The sequence below is a fragment of the Anaerotignum sp. MB30-C6 genome (genome assembly GCF_030908465.1).
In the GTDB taxonomy this organism is placed as follows: domain Bacteria; phylum Bacillota; class Clostridia; order Lachnospirales; family Anaerotignaceae; genus Chakrabartyella.
Genome location: NZ_CP133078.1, coordinates 2526442 through 2541774, shown reverse-complemented (window position 1 = coordinate 2541774; position 15333 = coordinate 2526442). Strand labels below are relative to the sequence as shown.

The window sequence follows — 15333 nt, the reverse complement described above, 5'->3', positions numbered from 1 at the left end:
TGCCGGGAAAATCATAAGGATTACCCCATCCCCTGGGAGTTTTTTTTAGGAAGGAGGGGCGATATGCGTACGTTTATCGCCATCGAATTGTCGCCAGATATTAGAGAATATCTTTCAGAGGTTCAGACGGAAACACAAAAGTACTGTCGTCGTGGGAATTATACACCTCAAGACAATTTTCATATTACGCTACATTTCTTGGGAGAAATAAACCCGTCGGATGTGGAGTATTTACAAGAAGCCATGTTTGATGCTGCTCAAAGAAATAAGGCTTTTGACTTAAAATTGGGTCAGATTGGCTTTTTCGGAAGAGGGGAGCGGGGCATTCTATGGGCTGGGGTGGAAAAAAGTGACCCTTTACAACGACTATTTTTTAATCTGGAAAAAAGTTTGGAGAGACAAGGCTTTGCTAGAGAAAAAAAGGGGCTTAGCCCCCATATTACCTTGGGGCGTGAAGTAGAGCCTCAAAGGGGCTTTTCTGATGTACAAAAGGCTGTTGTTATGGATGGCAGAAGTTTTGCAGTAGAAAAAATTACTTTGATGGAAAGTGTTCGAAGGGGCCCAAGATTAATTTATAAACCCTTATATCGTCAATTATTAAAAGGATATGGCAATAAACGATAATATTTAACCACCAACTTAAGTGATATGGTGAAAGTATCATTGTAAAAGAAAGCTATGTAACAAAAGAAAAGGTTGGGAAAGATGCAGAGGTTTTCGGATTTGATTAAGGAGGAGAAATAAGATGCAGGAAATGGAAAAGGCAGTTATTACCGTAGTTGGGCAGGATGCTGTTGGGATTACCGCTAGAGTATGTACACTTTTGGCTGATACCAACATTAATATCTTAGATATTTCTCAAACAATCGTTGGCGGCTATTTTAACATGGTAACGGTTGTAGATATTACAAATGCAACAAGTGATTACAATGAAATTTCTGCAAAATTTGATGCGCTTGGTAACGAAATGGGGCTTAAAATCAGAGTTCAGCATACAAGAATCTTTGATGCAATGCATCGCATTTAATCTGGGAGGGCTGAAGAATGATTACAAGAAACGAAATTTTGGAAACAAACCGCATGATTGACGATATGAACTTAGACGTTCGTACCATTACCATGGGTATCAGTTTATTGGATTGCGCAGATGCTGATATTGATAAATTCAATGAAAAAATATATAACAAGATTACCACCTGTGCCAAAGACCTGGTTAAGGTTGGCGATGAATTGGCCAAAAAATACGGTATTCCCGTTGTAAATAAAAGAATCTCCATTACGCCCATAGCCATTGCAGCTGCGGGATGCAAAACCGACTCCTATGTAAGTATTGCTCAAACTTTAGATAAAGCCGCTAAGGAAGTTGGCGTAAACTTTATCGGTGGTTTTTCTGCTTTGGTCCATAAAGGCTACACACAAAGTGATAGAAAGCTGATTGCATCCATTCCTGAGGCAATGGCAGTAACGGAAAGAGTTTGTTCTTCCGTTAATATTGGTACTTCCAGAAACGGCATTAACATGGATGCCGTAAAGGAAATGGGTGAAATTATTTTAAAAACTGCGGAACTGACAAAAGATGCAGAGTGCATCGGTTGTGCTAAATTGGTAGTATTCTGCAATGCCGTTGAGGATAACCCCTTTATGGCAGGTGCATTCCACGGCGTTGGTGAGGCTGACTGCGCAATTAATGTTGGGGTAAGTGGTCCAGGTGTTGTAAAGAAGGCTTTGGAAGAAGTACGAGGTGCCGACTTCGAAACACTTTGCGAAACGGTAAAGCGTACGGCATTTAAAATCACCCGTGTTGGTCAGATGATTGCAAAAGAGGCTTCTGAAATCCTGAATGTTCCCTTTGGTATCATTGATCTTTCCTTGGCTCCCACGCCTGCCGTTGGCGATAGTATTGCTGAAATTTTTCAGGAAATGGGTCTGGCGGAACCGGGTGCACCTGGAACCACAGCGGCCTTGGCTCTATTAAACGACAACGTGAAAAAAGGTGGCGTTATGGCTTCTTCTTATGTTGGTGGTTTAAGTGGTGCATTTATTCCTGTTAGCGAAGACCATGGTATGATAGAAGCGGCAGAAAAGGGTGCATTAACTTTGGAAAAATTAGAAGCGATGACCTGTGTTTGCTCCGTTGGTTTAGATATGATTGCCATTCCTGGCGATACGCCTGCATCTACCATTTCCGGTATTATTGCCGATGAAGCGGCAATTGGTATGGTGAACAATAAAACAACGGCTGTTCGTTTGATTCCTGTTATTGGAAGAAAAGAAGGCGGCCATGTGGAGTTTGGTGGGTTATTGGGACATGCCCCTGTTATGCCTGTAAACCGTTATAGCTGCGAAGATTTTATCGCTCGTGGCGGACGTATTCCTGCACCCATTCATAGCTTTAAAAATTAAGATATTTTCCATATAAAGAATTTAAAAGAGTAGTTCTATTGATGTTTCTAGACGTCCCTATGCTTGTGCGGCAAGCATACGAGGGTTCTGAATTCAATGGGACTACTTTTTTATTTTCCCAAATAAAATTTGGAGTATCTTTTGGAGAAGAGTAGAAAAAAATCTCTTGTCATAAGAATATAGAAAAAAATTACAAAAGTCTTACAATAAATGGTTGGGGCAGGAATTTACCTTACGTGTGCAGAAATAGAACAAGTAAAAGCTGGATGCAAAGGGGGAAAAGTATGGATACATATAAGGCCATAGAGGCATTAAGCATACGGGCTGAATTGAATCTTTGGAAGGGGCGGCGGAGTATTTATGGTGCACGGCGCAAGGCATTAAGCAGTGGATATGTTTTAAAGAAAGATGTTGTGGAGCGTATGGAGCGCAGTGTGGAAAAATATTTCTCCCTATTTGCAGGAAATCATGAGGATAAGCTGGCAAAAGCGAAACAGGAAGTGGATGCGGCAAAAAAAGCTTATGAAAAAGTATTATTCTATATTGAGGAAGGTGAGAAAAGAATTCCTGAGTTGGAACGAAAGTTAAAAGGCTTGGGGGACGACGTAATATGCTCCGAAAACAAAGGGCAGATAGAATCTTCTTATATTGAAGAAATGGGAGCTAAAGCAACGGTTAAAAGCCTAACTTTATGGTGTGAACTGGCGGAAGATGGGATTTTACTTTCAAACAATATTACAAACTTTCTAAAAGATTTGGTAGCGTATATGGAACGCTTCAATAATGCTCAGGGAAATGATAAGGAAAAGGTTATGATACAAAACAGTTTATTTAAAGTAGAACAAACAGTTAATGATTTTTTTAAAAAACTAAGGCAAGACTATGAGACAATAAATATGTGCAATAAGGTGAAAAAGTCCAGTGTATATGGAATACTATCAAAGGGCACAGGAAACCTAGGGGTAATTTTACAGGAAAATGCCATGCTGTATACCATCCAAAATAGAATGGAAGAATTACAAAAGGGTTTGGTAGAAACCTTTGAAGTAATGGAGGGGGATGGGGAGAAACTGTTGGAGGAGCTGAAGATAGAAAGTGGGGATAGGGGAAATTTAGTAATGGATGAAAAAGAAATAACTATAGAAACAGCCACTGTTCGAATTTCTTTTCCTGAGCATGCCCATTATAAGATTGAAAAGCAGAATGAGATTTTTCCGTCTTATTTTCCGTCTTATATGGAAGACACCCATACACAACAAAGGTTATTTTCCCGGAGTTAGAATTTCATGGGCAAGAAAACCTTTATAAAGAAAGAACACAATTGCTGGAGGGGATACGCTTACTGCGTGAAGAATTGAAACCCGTCCGCGCTGAGGTGCAGAAAGGCATGAAAAGGAGTAATGGCCTATTTGGAAAACTCAGGGGGGATTTTAATGAAGAAGAAATACCCGTGGGTATCAAGAGTCTAGAGGAGCATTTAGAAGGGTGGCGCAGGCAGCTAAAGGAGTTTCGGAGAAAAGCAAGGCATTTTCCTTGTGCCATGGACGGACTCGTTTCAATGGAAAGCAGAGTGCTAGACAAAGGCTACGAAATAGAAGATGGTGAGGCCAGAAAGCAGTGGTATCTAGCTTACTTGGATGAACTGAAGACAAGGATGAAAACCACAGAGGAACAGGTGATGGATTTCCCCATTGATGCCTGACGGCTGATTTATTTAAAAAGAGAGGGGGAGAAAGAGAGGGGGAGAAAGAGAGAATGTGTCCGTCTAATGCATAAAAAAGGTACCGAAGGGTTAAGGATAAAGGAGCACAGAAAGTCCTTGTGCAGATTGTTTAAAATCAGCTGGTATTTAGGGAGAAATTTTTATTAAAAATCGAAGAAATTTCCAAAAAAAATACGCGGAAAAGCTTGCAATCCCAATGTTTTTCGTGTATACTGATTACTGTTGTGACATAGAGTGTTGAAGCAGAAGGTTGCCAAAAGCCTATAAAATCAAGGCTTACGGGTTTTTCTGCGGAGCGATGTCCAGTTCAAGAAACCGGGCGACAAGGTCACTGTACTGAATATTAGGGAAGAATTACCCTTTTGTGGGGTGATTTTGTGTCTGTCGTTGCAGGATACACCCGGATAAGTGTGCAGTCACCACTTGTCGTGCTGAAATCAAAAGTACGAAAAGGAGGGGACTTTTTTTATGGCTAACCCAAAAATCAGAATCAGTCTCAAAGCTTACGATCATAAATTGATCGACCAGTCTGCAGCGCAGATCATCGAAACAGCGAAGAAAACAGGAGCACAAATCAGTGGTCCAATCCCTCTTCCCACAAAGAAGGAAGTTGTAACGATTATCAGAGCGGTACACAAGTACAAAGACTCCAGAGAGCAGTTCGAGATGAGAACACACAAGAGATTGATTGATATTCTTAGCCCTACAGCAAAGACAGCTGACGCTTTAAGCCGTCTGGATTTGCCTGCTGGCGTAGATATCACATTAAAAGTAATGAAATAATTTTTGAAGTATGAACGGATTGCAACGAACCGGACGTATTTCTGAAGAAGAAAAACATCCACAACTGGTTTATATAAGAAGTATTCGCTAACAAAAGCATCGGCAACAACTCTTATATGAATCTAGAATGATTACCCCCAAAAGGGCAATCCGCTGTAGAAAATTAGGAGGTGCACGAAATGAAAAAGGCTATTATGGCTAAGAAAATCGGTATGACACAGGTTTTCACAGAAAGCGGCACGTTAGTACCGGTAACAGTTCTTGAAGCTGGCCCTTGCGTTGTTGTTCAGAAAAAAACAGCTGAAAATGACGGCTACGAAGCAATTCAGATTGGTTTTGTAGATGAAAAGGCTAAGCACGTAACAAAACCTGCACAGGGTCATTTTGATAAAGCAGGCGTTACAGCAAAGAAATATGTAAAAGAATTCAGATTGGAAGACGTAAGCGCATACGAAGTTGGCGCTGAAATTAAAGCTGATGTATTCGCAGCTGGCGAAAAAGTTGACGCAAGCGGTGTTTCCAAAGGTAAAGGCTTCCAGAGTACAATTAAGAGATATAACGCAAGCAGAGGTCCTATGGGACACGGTTCCAAATCTCACAGAGTAGTAGGTTCTATGGGTTCTTCCGCAACACCTAGCCGTGTTAGAAAAGGCAAAAAAATGCCTGGTCACATGGGTAGCGAAAATGTAACAATCCAGAACCTTGAAATCGTTCGTACTGATGCAGAAAAGAACTTGATTTTAATCAAGGGCGCAGTTCCTGGTGCAAAGGGTTCTATTCTGGTTATCAAAGACAGCGTAAAGGCTTGATAAACTTTACGAAAGGAGGAAACTAACATGGCAAATGTTGCAGTATTAAACATGAAGGGCGATCAGGTAGAAACAATCGAACTGAACGACGCTATTTTCGGTATAGAAGCAAATGAACATGTAATGCATCTGGCAGTTGTTCAGTATCTGGCGAACCAGAGACAGGGCACACAGAGCACAAAGACACGCGCGGAAGTTCGCGGTGGTGGTAGAAAACCTTGGAGACAGAAAGGTACAGGTAGAGCAAGACAGGGCTCCATCCGTTCCCCTCAGTGGGTAGGCGGTGGCGTTGTATTCGCTCCCAAGCCTAGAGATTACTCTTACAAGCTGAACAAAAAGGTTAAGAGATTGGCTCTTCAGTCCGCTCTTTCTGTAAAAGCAGCTGAAGGTAAGATTATCGTTTTAGACGAGTTAAATTTGGCGGAAGTTAAGACAAAAGCAATGGCTAATGTGCTTGAAAACATCAAATGCGGTAAGGCTTTGATCGTTATGGATGGTACAAACAGCAATGTAATGCTTTCCGCAAGAAATATTCCTGAAGTAAAAACAGCTTCCGTAAATACAATTAACGTATATGATCTTTTGAAGTACAACACATTGGTTGTAACAAAAGATGCGGTAGCGAAGATTGAGGAGGTGTACGCATAATGGCTGATTTGAAATATTATGACGTAATCTTGAAGCCCGTTATCACAGAAAACAGTATGTCTGTTTTGGATGAAAAGAAATATACTTTCATCGTACACCCTGAAGCAACAAAGGCTCAGGTTAAAGATGCGGTTGAAAAAATGTTCGCTGGTGCAAAGGTTGCAGCTGTAAACACAATGAACTACGATGGCAAGCCTAAAAGAAGAGGCATGCACTTTGGTAGAACACCTAAGTTCAAAAAAGCAATCGTTAAATTGACAGCTGATAGTAAAGACATCGAAATCTTCCAGGGGATGTAATTCTTAGGAAGAATGAGACGCAAAAAGCAAAACACACGGAAACGTGTAGATAGATAGAAGCTCGAAAGGAGTGCAGAAGATGGCAATTAAGAGATATAAACCATATACACCATCTAGAAGACACATGACAGTGTCCGCTTTTGATGAAATCACAAAATCAACTCCTGAAAAATCTTTGGTAGTACACCTTAAGAAAAGTTCAGGTAGAAATAACCAGGGTAAATTGACGGTACGTCATCGTGGCGGTGGCTCCAAAATTAAATATAGATTAATAGACTTCAAACGTAACAAAGACGGTGTTCCTGCAACAGTTACGGCAATCGAATACGATCCTAACAGAACAGCAAACATCGCATTAATCGTTTACGCTGATGGTCAAAAATCTTACATTTTGGCTCCCGTTGGTTTAAAGGTTGGCGACAAAGTAATGAATGGCCCTGATGCAGAAGTTAAATTGGGTAACACATTACCTATGAGCAAAATCCCCGTTGGTGCCAACATCCACAACATCGAAATGAAGCTTGGCAAGGGCGGTCAGTTGGTTCGTTCCGCTGGTGTTGAAGCTCAGTTGATGGCGAAAGAAGGCAAGTATGCAACAGTAAAACTTCCTTCCGGCGAAATGAGAATGCTGCCTATCGAATGTAGAGCAACAATCGGCCAGGTTGGTAACATCGACCACGAATTAATCCACATTGGTAAAGCTGGTAGAAAACGTCACATGGGCGTTAGACCTACAGTAAGAGGTTCCGTAATGAACCCTAACGATCACCCTCACGGCGGTGGTGAAGGTAGAACACCTATCGGTCGTCCATCTCCTATGACACCTTGGGGTAAACCAACAATGGGTTACAAAACAAGAAAGAAACACAAAGCTTCCAATAAGTATATTGTTCGCCGCAGAAACGGCTAATAGATCGGAATGTGTAAAGGCAGTTGCCTAAAACACAAAAACACGAAACAAGGAGGATTAAAACATGAGCAGATCACTCAAAAAGGGACCTTTCGCTGATGATCATCTTTTAAAGAAGATTGACGCTATGAATGCAGCTGGCGAAAAGAACGTAATCAAAACATGGTCTCGTCGTTCTACAATTTTCCCCGATATGATCGGTCATACAATCGCAGTTTACGACGGCAGAAAACATGTGCCTGTATATATTACCGAAGATATGGTAGGCCATAAACTTGGTGAATTTGCGTTGACAAGAAGTTACAGAGGTCATGGCAAAGACGCAGAAAAGAAATCAAGAGTTCGCTAATATCTGATGAAAGGAGGTTTCGTTCATGGCAAAAGGTCATAGAAGCCAAATAAAGAAAGAAAGAAATATTGCTACGAAAGAAAGAAGACCCCACGCATCTGCGAAGTACGTTGGCATCCCTGCCACAAAAGCGAAGATCGTTTTGGATCAGATCAAAGGCAAAGATGTAGTTACAGCAGCAGCGTTGTTAAATTATTCCCCAAGATACGCTTCCGAAATCATTGCGAAGGTTTTAAAGTCTGCAATGGCTAACGCAGAAAACAACTTGGGTATGGACGTAAACAAATTGTATGTGGAAGAGGTAAGTGCTGGTCAGGGCCCCACAATGAAGAGAATCCGCCCTAGAGCACAAGGCAGAGCATATCGGATCCTGAAAAGATCCTGCCATATTTCCATCATTCTCAATGAGAGATAAGGAGGTACGAAATGGGACAGAAAGTAAATCCTCATGGATTAAGAGTCGGTATCATCAAAGATTGGGATACTAAATGGTATGCAGAGAAAGATTTTGCTGACTACCTAGTAGAGGATGTTAAAATCAGAAAGTTTATTAAAGCTAGATTATATACTTCCGGCATTTCTAAGATTGCGATCGAAAGAACAGCTGGCAGAATTAAAATTACAGTACACACAGCAAAACCTGGTATTGTTATCGGTAAGAACGGTCAGGCAATTGAAGAATTGAAGGCTGAAATCCAGAAGATGACAACACAGAGGGTAGCTGTAAACATCGAAGAAATCAGAAAACCTGAGCTGGATGCACAGTTGGTAGCTGAAAACATTGCGTTGCAGTTAGAAAACCGTGTGACATTCCGTCGTGCTATGAAGCAGTCAATGGGCAGAACAATGAAGTTCGGCGCAAAAGGTATCAAAACATCTGTTAGCGGTCGTTTGGGCGGTGCTGATATGGCTCGTTCTGAAAGCTATCACGAAGGTACCATCCCACTTCAGACACTTCGCGCAGACATTGACTACGGCTTTGCAGAAGCTGATACAACATACGGCAAACTGGGCGTAAAAGTATGGATCTACAAAGGTGAGGTACTTCCTGTAAAAGCAGCGAAAAAGGAAGGAGGCGCTAAGTAATTATGTTAATGCCTAAAAGAGTGAAATATCGTAAGCAACAAAGAGGCTCCATGAAGGGTAGAGCTTATAGAGGTAATAAAGTAACATACGGTGAATTCGGTATTATGGCTATGGAGCCTAGCTGGATCACATCTAACCAGATTGAAGCAGCGCGTATCGCTATGACAAGATATATCAGACGTGGTGGTGACGTTTGGATTAAAGTATTCCCAGACAAACCTGTTTCCGCAAAACCTATCGGTACTCGTATGGGTTCCGGTAAAGGTGCACCTGAATACTGGGTAGCAGTAGTAAAGCCCGGCAGAGTAATGTTTGAAATTGGCGGCGTTGCAGAAGAAACAGCAAGAGAAGCGTTGAGACTGGCTATTCACAAGCTTCCTATCAAATGTAAAATTGTTTCCAAGGCAGAGGCGTTAGAAATGGCAGGTGATCAGCAGTGAAAACAAAAGGTTATGTTAATGAATTGATGGGTAAGACTGCAGATGAATTACAGAAAGACCTTGTTTCTGCTAAAAAAGAATTATTCAACCTGAGATTCCAGAACGCAACGAACCAGTTGGATAATACAGCAAGAATCAAGGAAGTTCGTAAGAGCATTGCAAGAATCCAGACAGTGATTACACAGAAGGCTAGAACAGCAGAATAATAATCCGGTCTATGAAAGGAGGCACTCATCGTGGAAGAAAGAAATCTTCGTAAAACCAGAATTGGTAAAGTAGTCAGCGACAAGATGGACAAGACAATTGTTGTTGCTGTGGAAGATAAAGTAAAACATCCTTTGTACGGTAAGATCATCAACAGAACTTACAAGCTGAAAGCACATGATGAAAACAACGAATGTGGTATCGGCGACCGTGTAAAGGTTATGGAAACCAGACCTTTGTCTAAGGACAAGAGATGGAGACTGGTAAGCATCATCGAAAAAGCAAAATAATCCTTTTTGGAGAGGAGGCATTCACATGGTTCAACAGGAAACCAGATTAAAAGTAGCAGACAATTCCGGAGCAAGAGAACTCCTTTGTATTAGAGTACTTGGCGGCTCTACAAGAAGATATGCGGGCGTAGGCGACATCATTGTTGCTACAGTTAAAGACGCAACACCCGGCGGCGTTGTTAAAAAAGGCGACGTTGTTAAGGCTGTTGTGGTTAGAACAGTACACTCCGTAGGTAGAGCAGACGGTAGCTATATTAAATTCGACGAGAATGCAGCGGTTATCATCAAAGAAGATAAAAACCCCAGAGGTACACGTATTTTTGGACCCGTTGCTAGAGAGCTGAGAGAGAAACAGTTTATGAAGATTCTTTCTCTGGCACCTGAAGTATTATAAGGAGGTGTGCTAGGTGGCTAACTTGAAATTGAAAAGCGGCGACAAAGTCGTTGTAATTACAGGTAAAGATAAAGGCAAAGAAGGCAAGATCCTTGCAGTAGATAAAAAGAGCAACAGAGTTCTTGTTGAAGGCGTTAACATGATTTCTAAGCATACAAAGCCTAATGTGAAAAATCAGCAGGGTGGTATCGTTAAGAAAGAAGGTTACATTCACGCTTCCAACGTAATGTATCTGCATAATGGCAAGGCAACACGTCTTGGCGCAATGATTAAAGACGGCAAAAAAGTAAGAATCGCAAAAAAGACAGGCGAAGTTATCGACTGATCCCTGGAAAGGAGGTAAACAATGAGCAGATTAAGAGATTTTTATGAAGCAGAAGTTATTCCTGAAATGATGAAGAAGTTTTCATATACAAATAAATTGGCTGTACCCAAGTTGGAGAAAATCATTATCAACATGGGTGTAGGCGAAGCAAAAGAAAACGCGAAGGTTTTGGACGGCGCTGTAAAAGATATGACAATCATCGCTGGTCAGAAACCTGTTGTAACAAAAGCTAAAAAGTCTATCGCGGCTTTCAAGCTTCGTGAAGGTATGAACATTGGTTGCAAAGCAACACTGAGAGGCAGCAGAATGTACGAATTCGCTGACAGATTGATCAACATCGCTCTCCCTCGTGTACGTGACTTCCGTGGTGTTAAGGCAAACAGCTTTGACGGCAGAGGTAACTACACAATGGGTATCAAAGAACAGCTGATCTTCCCTGAAATCGAATACGATAAAGTTGACAAGATCAGAGGTATGGACATCGTGTTTGTAACAACTGCAAGCACTGATGAAGAAGCAAGAGAATTGCTTAGATTATTTGGTATGCCATTCGCAAAATAAAAGGGAGGGACAAAAATGGCTAAAAGATCTATGATCGTAAAGCAGCAGAGAACTCCTAAGTTCTCCACAAGAGCTTATACACGCTGCAGAGTATGTGGTAGACCCCACTCTGTGCTTAGAAAATATGGAATTTGCCGTATTTGCTTCCGTGAATTGGCATACAAAGGCCAGATTCCCGGCGTAAAGAAAGCAAGCTGGTAAACAGAAAGGAGGAATTCGTAATGTCAATGAGCGACCCTATCGCAGATATGCTGACAAGAATCAGAAACGGTAACACAGCAAAACACGATACAGTAGATGTTCCTTCTTCCAAGATGAAGAAAGCAATTGCTGACATTTTGACTACAGAAGGTTATGTAAAGGGCTACGAAGTAATTGAAGATGGTGTTAAATCCACAATTCGCGTTAGCTTGAAATACGGCGCTGACAAAAATGAAAAGGTTATCACAGGTTTGAAGAGAATTTCCAAGCCCGGCCTCAGAGTTTTTGCTGGCAAAGATGAGTTGCCTAAGGTTTTGGGTGGGCTGGGTATTGCAGTCATCTCCACAAGCCACGGCTTGATGACAGACAAAGAAGCGAGAAAAGCTGGCGTAGGCGGCGAAGTTATCGCTTTCATCTGGTAATTAATTAGAGACAATTAGGAGGTGCAGACCATGTCAAGAATTGGTAAATTGCCTGTGGCAGTTCCAGCTGGCGTTGAAATTAAAATCGGCGCAGGCAACCTGCTAACAGTAAAGGGGCCCAAGGGTACTCTTGAAAGAAAATTATCCGCTGACATGCATATCGCAATGGAAGATGGTCAGATCGTAGTTGAAAGACCAAGTGATCTGAAAAAGCATAAAGCATTACACGGCTTAACAAGAACATTGATTTTCAATATGGTAGTTGGCGTTACGCAGGGTTACGAAAAAGTTTTGGAAGTCAACGGTGTTGGTTACAGAGCTGCGAAGTCCGGCAAGAAGTTAGCACTTACTTTGGGTTACTCCCATCCAGTAGAGATGGAAGATCCTGAGGGCATCGAGTCTACAGTTGAAGGTACAAACAAAATTACAATTAAGGGTATTGATAAAGAAAAAGTAGGACAGTTTGCAGCTGAAGTTAGAGCAAAACGTCCTCCTGAACCTTACAAGGGCAAAGGTATTAAATACTCTGACGAACGCATTAGACGTAAAGTTGGTAAGACCGGTAAGAAATAATCAACGCTGGGTAGCTTGATCTATTTATATCGGAAAATGACTAATTTTGAGAAACGGAGTGAAATACTATGATTAAAAAGCCATCTCGTGCGGCGGCTCGTGTGAAAAGACACTACAGAATCCGCAATCATGTGAACGGCACTGCTCAGAGACCTAGATTGGCTGTGTTCAGATCCAACAAGCACATGTATGCACAAATTATTGATGACGTTACACAAAATACACTGGTTGCAGCTTCCACAATGGAATCCGAAGTTTCCAGCAAGGTAGAATTTACTTCCACTGTTGCAGCAGCAGCTGTTGTTGGTGAAGTAATCGCTAAGAGAGCAGTTGAAAAAGGCATTACTGAAGTTGTTTTCGACAGAGGCGGTTTCATTTACCACGGTAAAGTGAAGGCTTTGGCGGAAGCAGCAAGAGAAGCCGGACTAAAATTCTAAGGCAAGGAGGAAAGTAAGTTGAAGAGAATCGATCCAAGCACTTTAGATCTGAAAGATAAAGTAGTAACTATCAACCGTGTAACTAAGGTTGTTAAGGGTGGTCGTACATTCAGATTCGCGGCTCTTGTTGTAGTTGGCGATGGCAATGGCCACGTTGGCTGCGGAATGGGCAAAGCGGCTGAAATTCCCGATGCGATCCGTAAAGGTAAAGAAGATGCAATGAAAAACATCATTAAAGTTAACATGAATGATGTTGAAAGCATTTATCACGATGTTACAGGTGCCTTTGGCAGCGCAAGAGTATTATTAATGCCCGCTCCAGAAGGTACTGGTGTTATCGCTGGTGGCCCTGCACGTGCAGTATTAGAGTTGGGTGGTATCCGTAACATCAGAACAAAATCCTTGGGTTCTAATAACAAGCGCAACGTAGTAAGCGCAACAATCGAAGGCTTGTCCAGAGCGACTACACCTGAAGCTGTTGCAAAATTACGTGGCATTACTGTAGAAGAACTCTTAGGTTAAGGAGGAATTGACAGTGGCTGAAATTAAAATCACATTAGTGAAATCTACAATCGGAGCAATTCCGAAACATAAAAAAACAGTTCAGGCTTTGGGCCTGAAGAAGACAAACAGCAGTGTCGTTCAGCAGGACAATGCGGCTATCAGAGGTATGATCCATCAGATTAGCCACCTTGTAAAAGTTGAAGAAATTTGATTTAAGGAGGTGCCAAAATGAACTTATGCGAATTGAGACCTGCAGCAGGTTCTAAAGAAAAGAACTGGAGACGCGGCAGAGGTCACGCAACAGGCAACGGTAAAACAGCAGGCAGAGGCCACAAAGGTCAGGGTCAGCGTTCCGGTTCCGGCGGTAAGTGCGGTTTTGAAGGCGGTCAGATGCCTTTATATAGAAGACTTCCTAAAAGAGGCTTCACATGTAGAAACAGTAAAGAAATCGTTTCTATTAATGTTTGTATGTTAAACGTTTTTGAAAACGATACAGTAGTTGATATCGATGCTTTAAAGGCCGTTGGTTTAATCAGCAACCCTAGAGATGGTGTAAAGATTCTCGGTGAGGGCGAGCTTGAAAGAAAGCTTACAATTAAAGTGAACCAGTTTAGTAAAACTGCACTTGAGAAAATTGAAGCAGCCGGCGGAAAAGCAGAGGTGATTTAATTGTTTAAGATTTTCGTTAATTCCTGGAGAACGAAAGAAATTAGAAGCAAAATTTTGTATACCTTGATGATTTTTGCAATCGTTAGATTGGGTACATTAATCGCACTGCCCGGTATTGACGCTGCCAGTGTAATAGCAGCAAGAGAAGCAACCGGTATGGGTACGTTATATAGCGTAATTGCCGGTGGCGCAAACTCCGGATGGTCCCTGTTTGCAATGGGTATCGGTCCTTACATCACTGCATCCATTATTATGCAGCTGTTAACGATCGCAATTCCAAAGTTTGAACAGCTTTCGAAAGAAGGACCAGAAGGACGTAAAAAGCTACAGTCTTACAGCAGATATCTGACAGTTGTGTTGGCGCTAATCCAGGGTGCGGGTCTCACATATACTTATCAGAATATGTTCTTGACCGATAGCCCGCTGGTTTATGTAGCTTCTGTGCTTTCTCTGGTTTGTGGTTCCACGTTTGTTATGTGGTTAGCAGAACAGATTACAGCAAAAGGTATTGGTAATGGTTCTTCCATGATTATCTTCATCAACATCGTGTCCAACTTGCCTCAGGCTATTGCGAGTATGTATTATACAATCTCCGGTTCCGGCGCAATTGGCGTTGCAAAAGTTGCAGCGATTTTGGTGGCTCTGCTCATTGTTTTAGGATTTATCGTATGTGTAAACAGCGGTGAAAGAAGACTGCCTGTGCAGTATTCTTCAAAGATGGCAGGTCATAAGCAGGTAGGCGGAAACAATACAACGATGCCTATTAAGGTGAATACAGCAGGTGTGATTTCTATCATTTTTGCGATTTCCCTGTTGCAATTCCCTCAACAAATCGGTAACTTTATCCCCGATAAAGGACCGACATTTACAAAGATTATTGAAGTTCTCAACATGACACACCCGGTTGGTGCGTGTCTGTATGTAGTGCTTATCATTTTCTTCACATATTTCTATACTTCGATTGTAATCAATCCAAACGAAATAGCAATGAATATGAAGAAGAATGGTGGTTTCATCCCTGGCATCAGACCAGGTCAGCCCACAAGCGCATATATTACTAGAGTTGTAGGTAGAATCACTCTGGTTGGTGCAATTTGTTATGCAATCTTAGCAATGGTTCCCGTTGTTCTGCAGTGGATCTTCAAGATCAACGTAGGCTTCGGTGGCACAACACTGATCATCGTTGTTGGTGTTGCCTTAGACATTGTAAAAGCATTGGAAAGCCAGTTGCTCATGCGTCACTACAAAGGCTTTTTGAGTGAATAATCTCGACCTGCTGGGAAATGCTTTTGCATTTCCCCAA

27 protein-coding genes are annotated in these 15333 nt (G+C 41.7%); all 27 read left to right on the top strand.

Going from position 1 to position 15333, the window contains the following annotated elements; all coding sequences use genetic code 11:
• Positions 1–63 precede the first annotated feature (63 nt).
• Positions 64–624, top strand: coding sequence for an RNA 2',3'-cyclic phosphodiesterase (gene thpR / locus RBQ60_RS12445; protein ID WP_307884009.1), 561 nt, complete (start codon positions 64–66; stop codon positions 622–624).
• A 130-nt stretch (positions 625–754) separates the two neighbouring features.
• Positions 755–1027, top strand: a complete 273-nt coding sequence (locus tag RBQ60_RS12440) for an ACT domain-containing protein (protein ID WP_307886017.1) — start codon at positions 755–757, stop codon at positions 1025–1027.
• A 17-nt stretch (positions 1028–1044) separates the two neighbouring features.
• Positions 1045–2403, top strand: coding sequence for a PFL family protein (locus RBQ60_RS12435; protein WP_307884008.1), 1359 nt, complete (start codon positions 1045–1047; stop codon positions 2401–2403).
• A gap of 284 nt (positions 2404–2687) precedes the next feature.
• Positions 2688–3683 (top strand): hypothetical protein, encoded by a 996-nt coding sequence (locus RBQ60_RS12430; protein ID WP_307884007.1) that lies wholly within the window; start codon positions 2688–2690, stop codon positions 3681–3683.
• Positions 3684–3790: 107 nt separating this feature from the next.
• On the top strand, positions 3791–4105 hold the full coding sequence (locus tag RBQ60_RS12425; RefSeq protein ID WP_307884006.1) for a hypothetical protein: 315 nt from the start codon (positions 3791–3793) through the stop codon (positions 4103–4105).
• A gap of 489 nt (positions 4106–4594) precedes the next feature.
• Entirely contained in the window at positions 4595–4909 is a 315-nt protein-coding gene (gene rpsJ / locus RBQ60_RS12420; protein WP_066047582.1) for a 30S ribosomal protein S10, read from the top strand.
• Between the two features lie 179 nt (positions 4910–5088).
• Complete coding sequence (rplC, locus tag RBQ60_RS12415; RefSeq protein WP_307884005.1) at positions 5089–5718, top strand: 50S ribosomal protein L3; 630 nt, start codon at positions 5089–5091, stop codon at positions 5716–5718.
• A gap of 27 nt (positions 5719–5745) precedes the next feature.
• Positions 5746–6366: a 50S ribosomal protein L4 gene (rplD, locus tag RBQ60_RS12410; protein WP_307884004.1), complete on the top strand. Its 621-nt coding sequence runs from the start codon at positions 5746–5748 to the stop codon at positions 6364–6366.
• Positions 6366–6665 (top strand): 50S ribosomal protein L23, encoded by a 300-nt coding sequence (rplW, locus tag RBQ60_RS12405; protein ID WP_307884003.1) that lies wholly within the window; start codon positions 6366–6368, stop codon positions 6663–6665. The genes rplD and rplW overlap by 1 nt, the downstream gene beginning before the upstream one ends.
• Before the next feature lie 79 nt (positions 6666–6744).
• Positions 6745–7575 (top strand): 50S ribosomal protein L2, encoded by an 831-nt coding sequence (gene rplB / locus RBQ60_RS12400; RefSeq protein WP_307884002.1) that lies wholly within the window; start codon positions 6745–6747, stop codon positions 7573–7575.
• A 64-nt stretch (positions 7576–7639) separates the two neighbouring features.
• Positions 7640–7924, top strand: a complete 285-nt coding sequence (rpsS, locus tag RBQ60_RS12395; RefSeq protein ID WP_307884001.1) for a 30S ribosomal protein S19 — start codon at positions 7640–7642, stop codon at positions 7922–7924.
• Between the two features lie 25 nt (positions 7925–7949).
• Positions 7950–8339 (top strand): 50S ribosomal protein L22, encoded by a 390-nt coding sequence (gene rplV, locus RBQ60_RS12390; protein ID WP_307884000.1) that lies wholly within the window; start codon positions 7950–7952, stop codon positions 8337–8339.
• Between the two features lie 11 nt (positions 8340–8350).
• Positions 8351–9010: a 30S ribosomal protein S3 gene (gene rpsC, locus RBQ60_RS12385; protein ID WP_307883999.1), complete on the top strand. Its 660-nt coding sequence runs from the start codon at positions 8351–8353 to the stop codon at positions 9008–9010.
• 2 nt (positions 9011–9012) lie between these two features.
• On the top strand, positions 9013–9450 hold the full coding sequence (rplP, locus tag RBQ60_RS12380) for a 50S ribosomal protein L16 (protein WP_307883998.1): 438 nt from the start codon (positions 9013–9015) through the stop codon (positions 9448–9450).
• Positions 9447–9656 carry a 50S ribosomal protein L29 gene (gene rpmC, locus RBQ60_RS12375; protein WP_307883997.1) on the top strand — a complete coding sequence of 70 codons (210 nt, stop codon included), beginning with the start codon at positions 9447–9449 and terminating at the stop codon, positions 9654–9656. The genes rplP and rpmC overlap by 4 nt, the downstream gene beginning before the upstream one ends.
• Before the next feature lie 84 nt (positions 9657–9740).
• Complete coding sequence (rpsQ, locus tag RBQ60_RS12370) at positions 9741–9944, top strand: 30S ribosomal protein S17 (RefSeq protein WP_334307458.1); 204 nt, start codon at positions 9741–9743, stop codon at positions 9942–9944.
• Positions 9945–9969: 25 nt separating this feature from the next.
• Positions 9970–10338 (top strand): 50S ribosomal protein L14, encoded by a 369-nt coding sequence (rplN, locus tag RBQ60_RS12365; protein ID WP_307883996.1) that lies wholly within the window; start codon positions 9970–9972, stop codon positions 10336–10338.
• 13 nt (positions 10339–10351) lie between these two features.
• Positions 10352–10663: a 50S ribosomal protein L24 gene (gene rplX, locus RBQ60_RS12360; protein WP_307883995.1), complete on the top strand. Its 312-nt coding sequence runs from the start codon at positions 10352–10354 to the stop codon at positions 10661–10663.
• A 21-nt stretch (positions 10664–10684) separates the two neighbouring features.
• The gene (gene rplE, locus RBQ60_RS12355) at positions 10685–11224 is read left to right on the top strand and encodes a 50S ribosomal protein L5 (protein ID WP_307883994.1); all 540 of its coding nucleotides are present in this window, start codon (positions 10685–10687) and stop codon (positions 11222–11224) included.
• Positions 11225–11239: 15 nt separating this feature from the next.
• Positions 11240–11425, top strand: a complete 186-nt coding sequence (locus tag RBQ60_RS12350; protein WP_066047615.1) for a type Z 30S ribosomal protein S14 — start codon at positions 11240–11242, stop codon at positions 11423–11425.
• 20 nt (positions 11426–11445) lie between these two features.
• A complete protein-coding gene (rpsH, locus tag RBQ60_RS12345; RefSeq protein WP_307883993.1) occupies positions 11446–11847 on the top strand; it encodes a 30S ribosomal protein S8 in 402 nt (133 codons plus the stop codon).
• Positions 11848–11877: 30 nt separating this feature from the next.
• Positions 11878–12420: a 50S ribosomal protein L6 gene (gene rplF / locus RBQ60_RS12340; protein ID WP_307883992.1), complete on the top strand. Its 543-nt coding sequence runs from the start codon at positions 11878–11880 to the stop codon at positions 12418–12420.
• A 68-nt stretch (positions 12421–12488) separates the two neighbouring features.
• On the top strand, positions 12489–12857 hold the full coding sequence (gene rplR / locus RBQ60_RS12335) for a 50S ribosomal protein L18 (RefSeq protein ID WP_307883991.1): 369 nt from the start codon (positions 12489–12491) through the stop codon (positions 12855–12857).
• An 18-nt stretch (positions 12858–12875) separates the two neighbouring features.
• On the top strand, positions 12876–13379 hold the full coding sequence (rpsE, locus tag RBQ60_RS12330; protein ID WP_307883990.1) for a 30S ribosomal protein S5: 504 nt from the start codon (positions 12876–12878) through the stop codon (positions 13377–13379).
• Positions 13380–13392: 13 nt separating this feature from the next.
• A complete protein-coding gene (gene rpmD, locus RBQ60_RS12325) occupies positions 13393–13572 on the top strand; it encodes a 50S ribosomal protein L30 (RefSeq protein ID WP_066089007.1) in 180 nt (59 codons plus the stop codon).
• A 17-nt stretch (positions 13573–13589) separates the two neighbouring features.
• Positions 13590–14030 (top strand): 50S ribosomal protein L15, encoded by a 441-nt coding sequence (gene rplO, locus RBQ60_RS12320; protein ID WP_307883989.1) that lies wholly within the window; start codon positions 13590–13592, stop codon positions 14028–14030.
• Complete coding sequence (secY, locus tag RBQ60_RS12315; RefSeq protein ID WP_307883988.1) at positions 14031–15296, top strand: preprotein translocase subunit SecY; 1266 nt, start codon at positions 14031–14033, stop codon at positions 15294–15296.
• The last annotated feature ends 37 nt before the right edge of the window (positions 15297–15333 follow it).

Excerpts from the sequence above, each read along its gene's own strand:
- rplD (WP_307884004.1), top strand. The coding sequence starts at position 5,746 with ATGGCAAATGTTGCAGTATTAAACATGAAGGGCGATCAGGTAGAAACA.
- RBQ60_RS12430 (WP_307884007.1), top strand. The coding sequence starts at position 2,688 with ATGGATACATATAAGGCCATAGAGGCATTAAGCATACGGGCTGAATTG.
- rplF (WP_307883992.1), top strand. The coding sequence starts at position 11,878 with ATGTCAAGAATTGGTAAATTGCCTGTGGCAGTTCCAGCTGGCGTTGAA.
- rplE (WP_307883994.1), top strand. The coding sequence starts at position 10,685 with ATGAGCAGATTAAGAGATTTTTATGAAGCAGAAGTTATTCCTGAAATG.
- rplV (WP_307884000.1), top strand. The coding sequence starts at position 7,950 with ATGGCAAAAGGTCATAGAAGCCAAATAAAGAAAGAAAGAAATATTGCT.
- RBQ60_RS12425 (WP_307884006.1), top strand. The coding sequence starts at position 3,791 with ATGAAAAGGAGTAATGGCCTATTTGGAAAACTCAGGGGGGATTTTAAT.
- rpsQ (WP_334307458.1), top strand. The coding sequence starts at position 9,741 with ATGGACAAGACAATTGTTGTTGCTGTGGAAGATAAAGTAAAACATCCT.
- RBQ60_RS12350 (WP_066047615.1), top strand. The coding sequence starts at position 11,240 with ATGGCTAAAAGATCTATGATCGTAAAGCAGCAGAGAACTCCTAAGTTC.
- rpsS (WP_307884001.1), top strand. The coding sequence starts at position 7,640 with ATGAGCAGATCACTCAAAAAGGGACCTTTCGCTGATGATCATCTTTTA.
- RBQ60_RS12435 (WP_307884008.1), top strand. The coding sequence starts at position 1,045 with ATGATTACAAGAAACGAAATTTTGGAAACAAACCGCATGATTGACGAT.
- rpsC (WP_307883999.1), top strand. The coding sequence starts at position 8,351 with ATGGGACAGAAAGTAAATCCTCATGGATTAAGAGTCGGTATCATCAAA.
- rplO (WP_307883989.1), top strand. The coding sequence starts at position 13,590 with ATGAACTTATGCGAATTGAGACCTGCAGCAGGTTCTAAAGAAAAGAAC.
- rpsJ (WP_066047582.1), top strand. The coding sequence starts at position 4,595 with ATGGCTAACCCAAAAATCAGAATCAGTCTCAAAGCTTACGATCATAAA.
- rpsH (WP_307883993.1), top strand. The coding sequence starts at position 11,446 with ATGTCAATGAGCGACCCTATCGCAGATATGCTGACAAGAATCAGAAAC.
- rplP (WP_307883998.1), top strand. The coding sequence starts at position 9,013 with ATGTTAATGCCTAAAAGAGTGAAATATCGTAAGCAACAAAGAGGCTCC.
- thpR (WP_307884009.1), top strand. The coding sequence starts at position 64 with ATGCGTACGTTTATCGCCATCGAATTGTCGCCAGATATTAGAGAATAT.
- rplW (WP_307884003.1), top strand. The coding sequence starts at position 6,366 with ATGGCTGATTTGAAATATTATGACGTAATCTTGAAGCCCGTTATCACA.
- rplR (WP_307883991.1), top strand. The coding sequence starts at position 12,489 with ATGATTAAAAAGCCATCTCGTGCGGCGGCTCGTGTGAAAAGACACTAC.
- rplN (WP_307883996.1), top strand. The coding sequence starts at position 9,970 with ATGGTTCAACAGGAAACCAGATTAAAAGTAGCAGACAATTCCGGAGCA.
- rplB (WP_307884002.1), top strand. The coding sequence starts at position 6,745 with ATGGCAATTAAGAGATATAAACCATATACACCATCTAGAAGACACATG.
- rplC (WP_307884005.1), top strand. The coding sequence starts at position 5,089 with ATGAAAAAGGCTATTATGGCTAAGAAAATCGGTATGACACAGGTTTTC.
- RBQ60_RS12440 (WP_307886017.1), top strand. The coding sequence starts at position 755 with ATGGAAAAGGCAGTTATTACCGTAGTTGGGCAGGATGCTGTTGGGATT.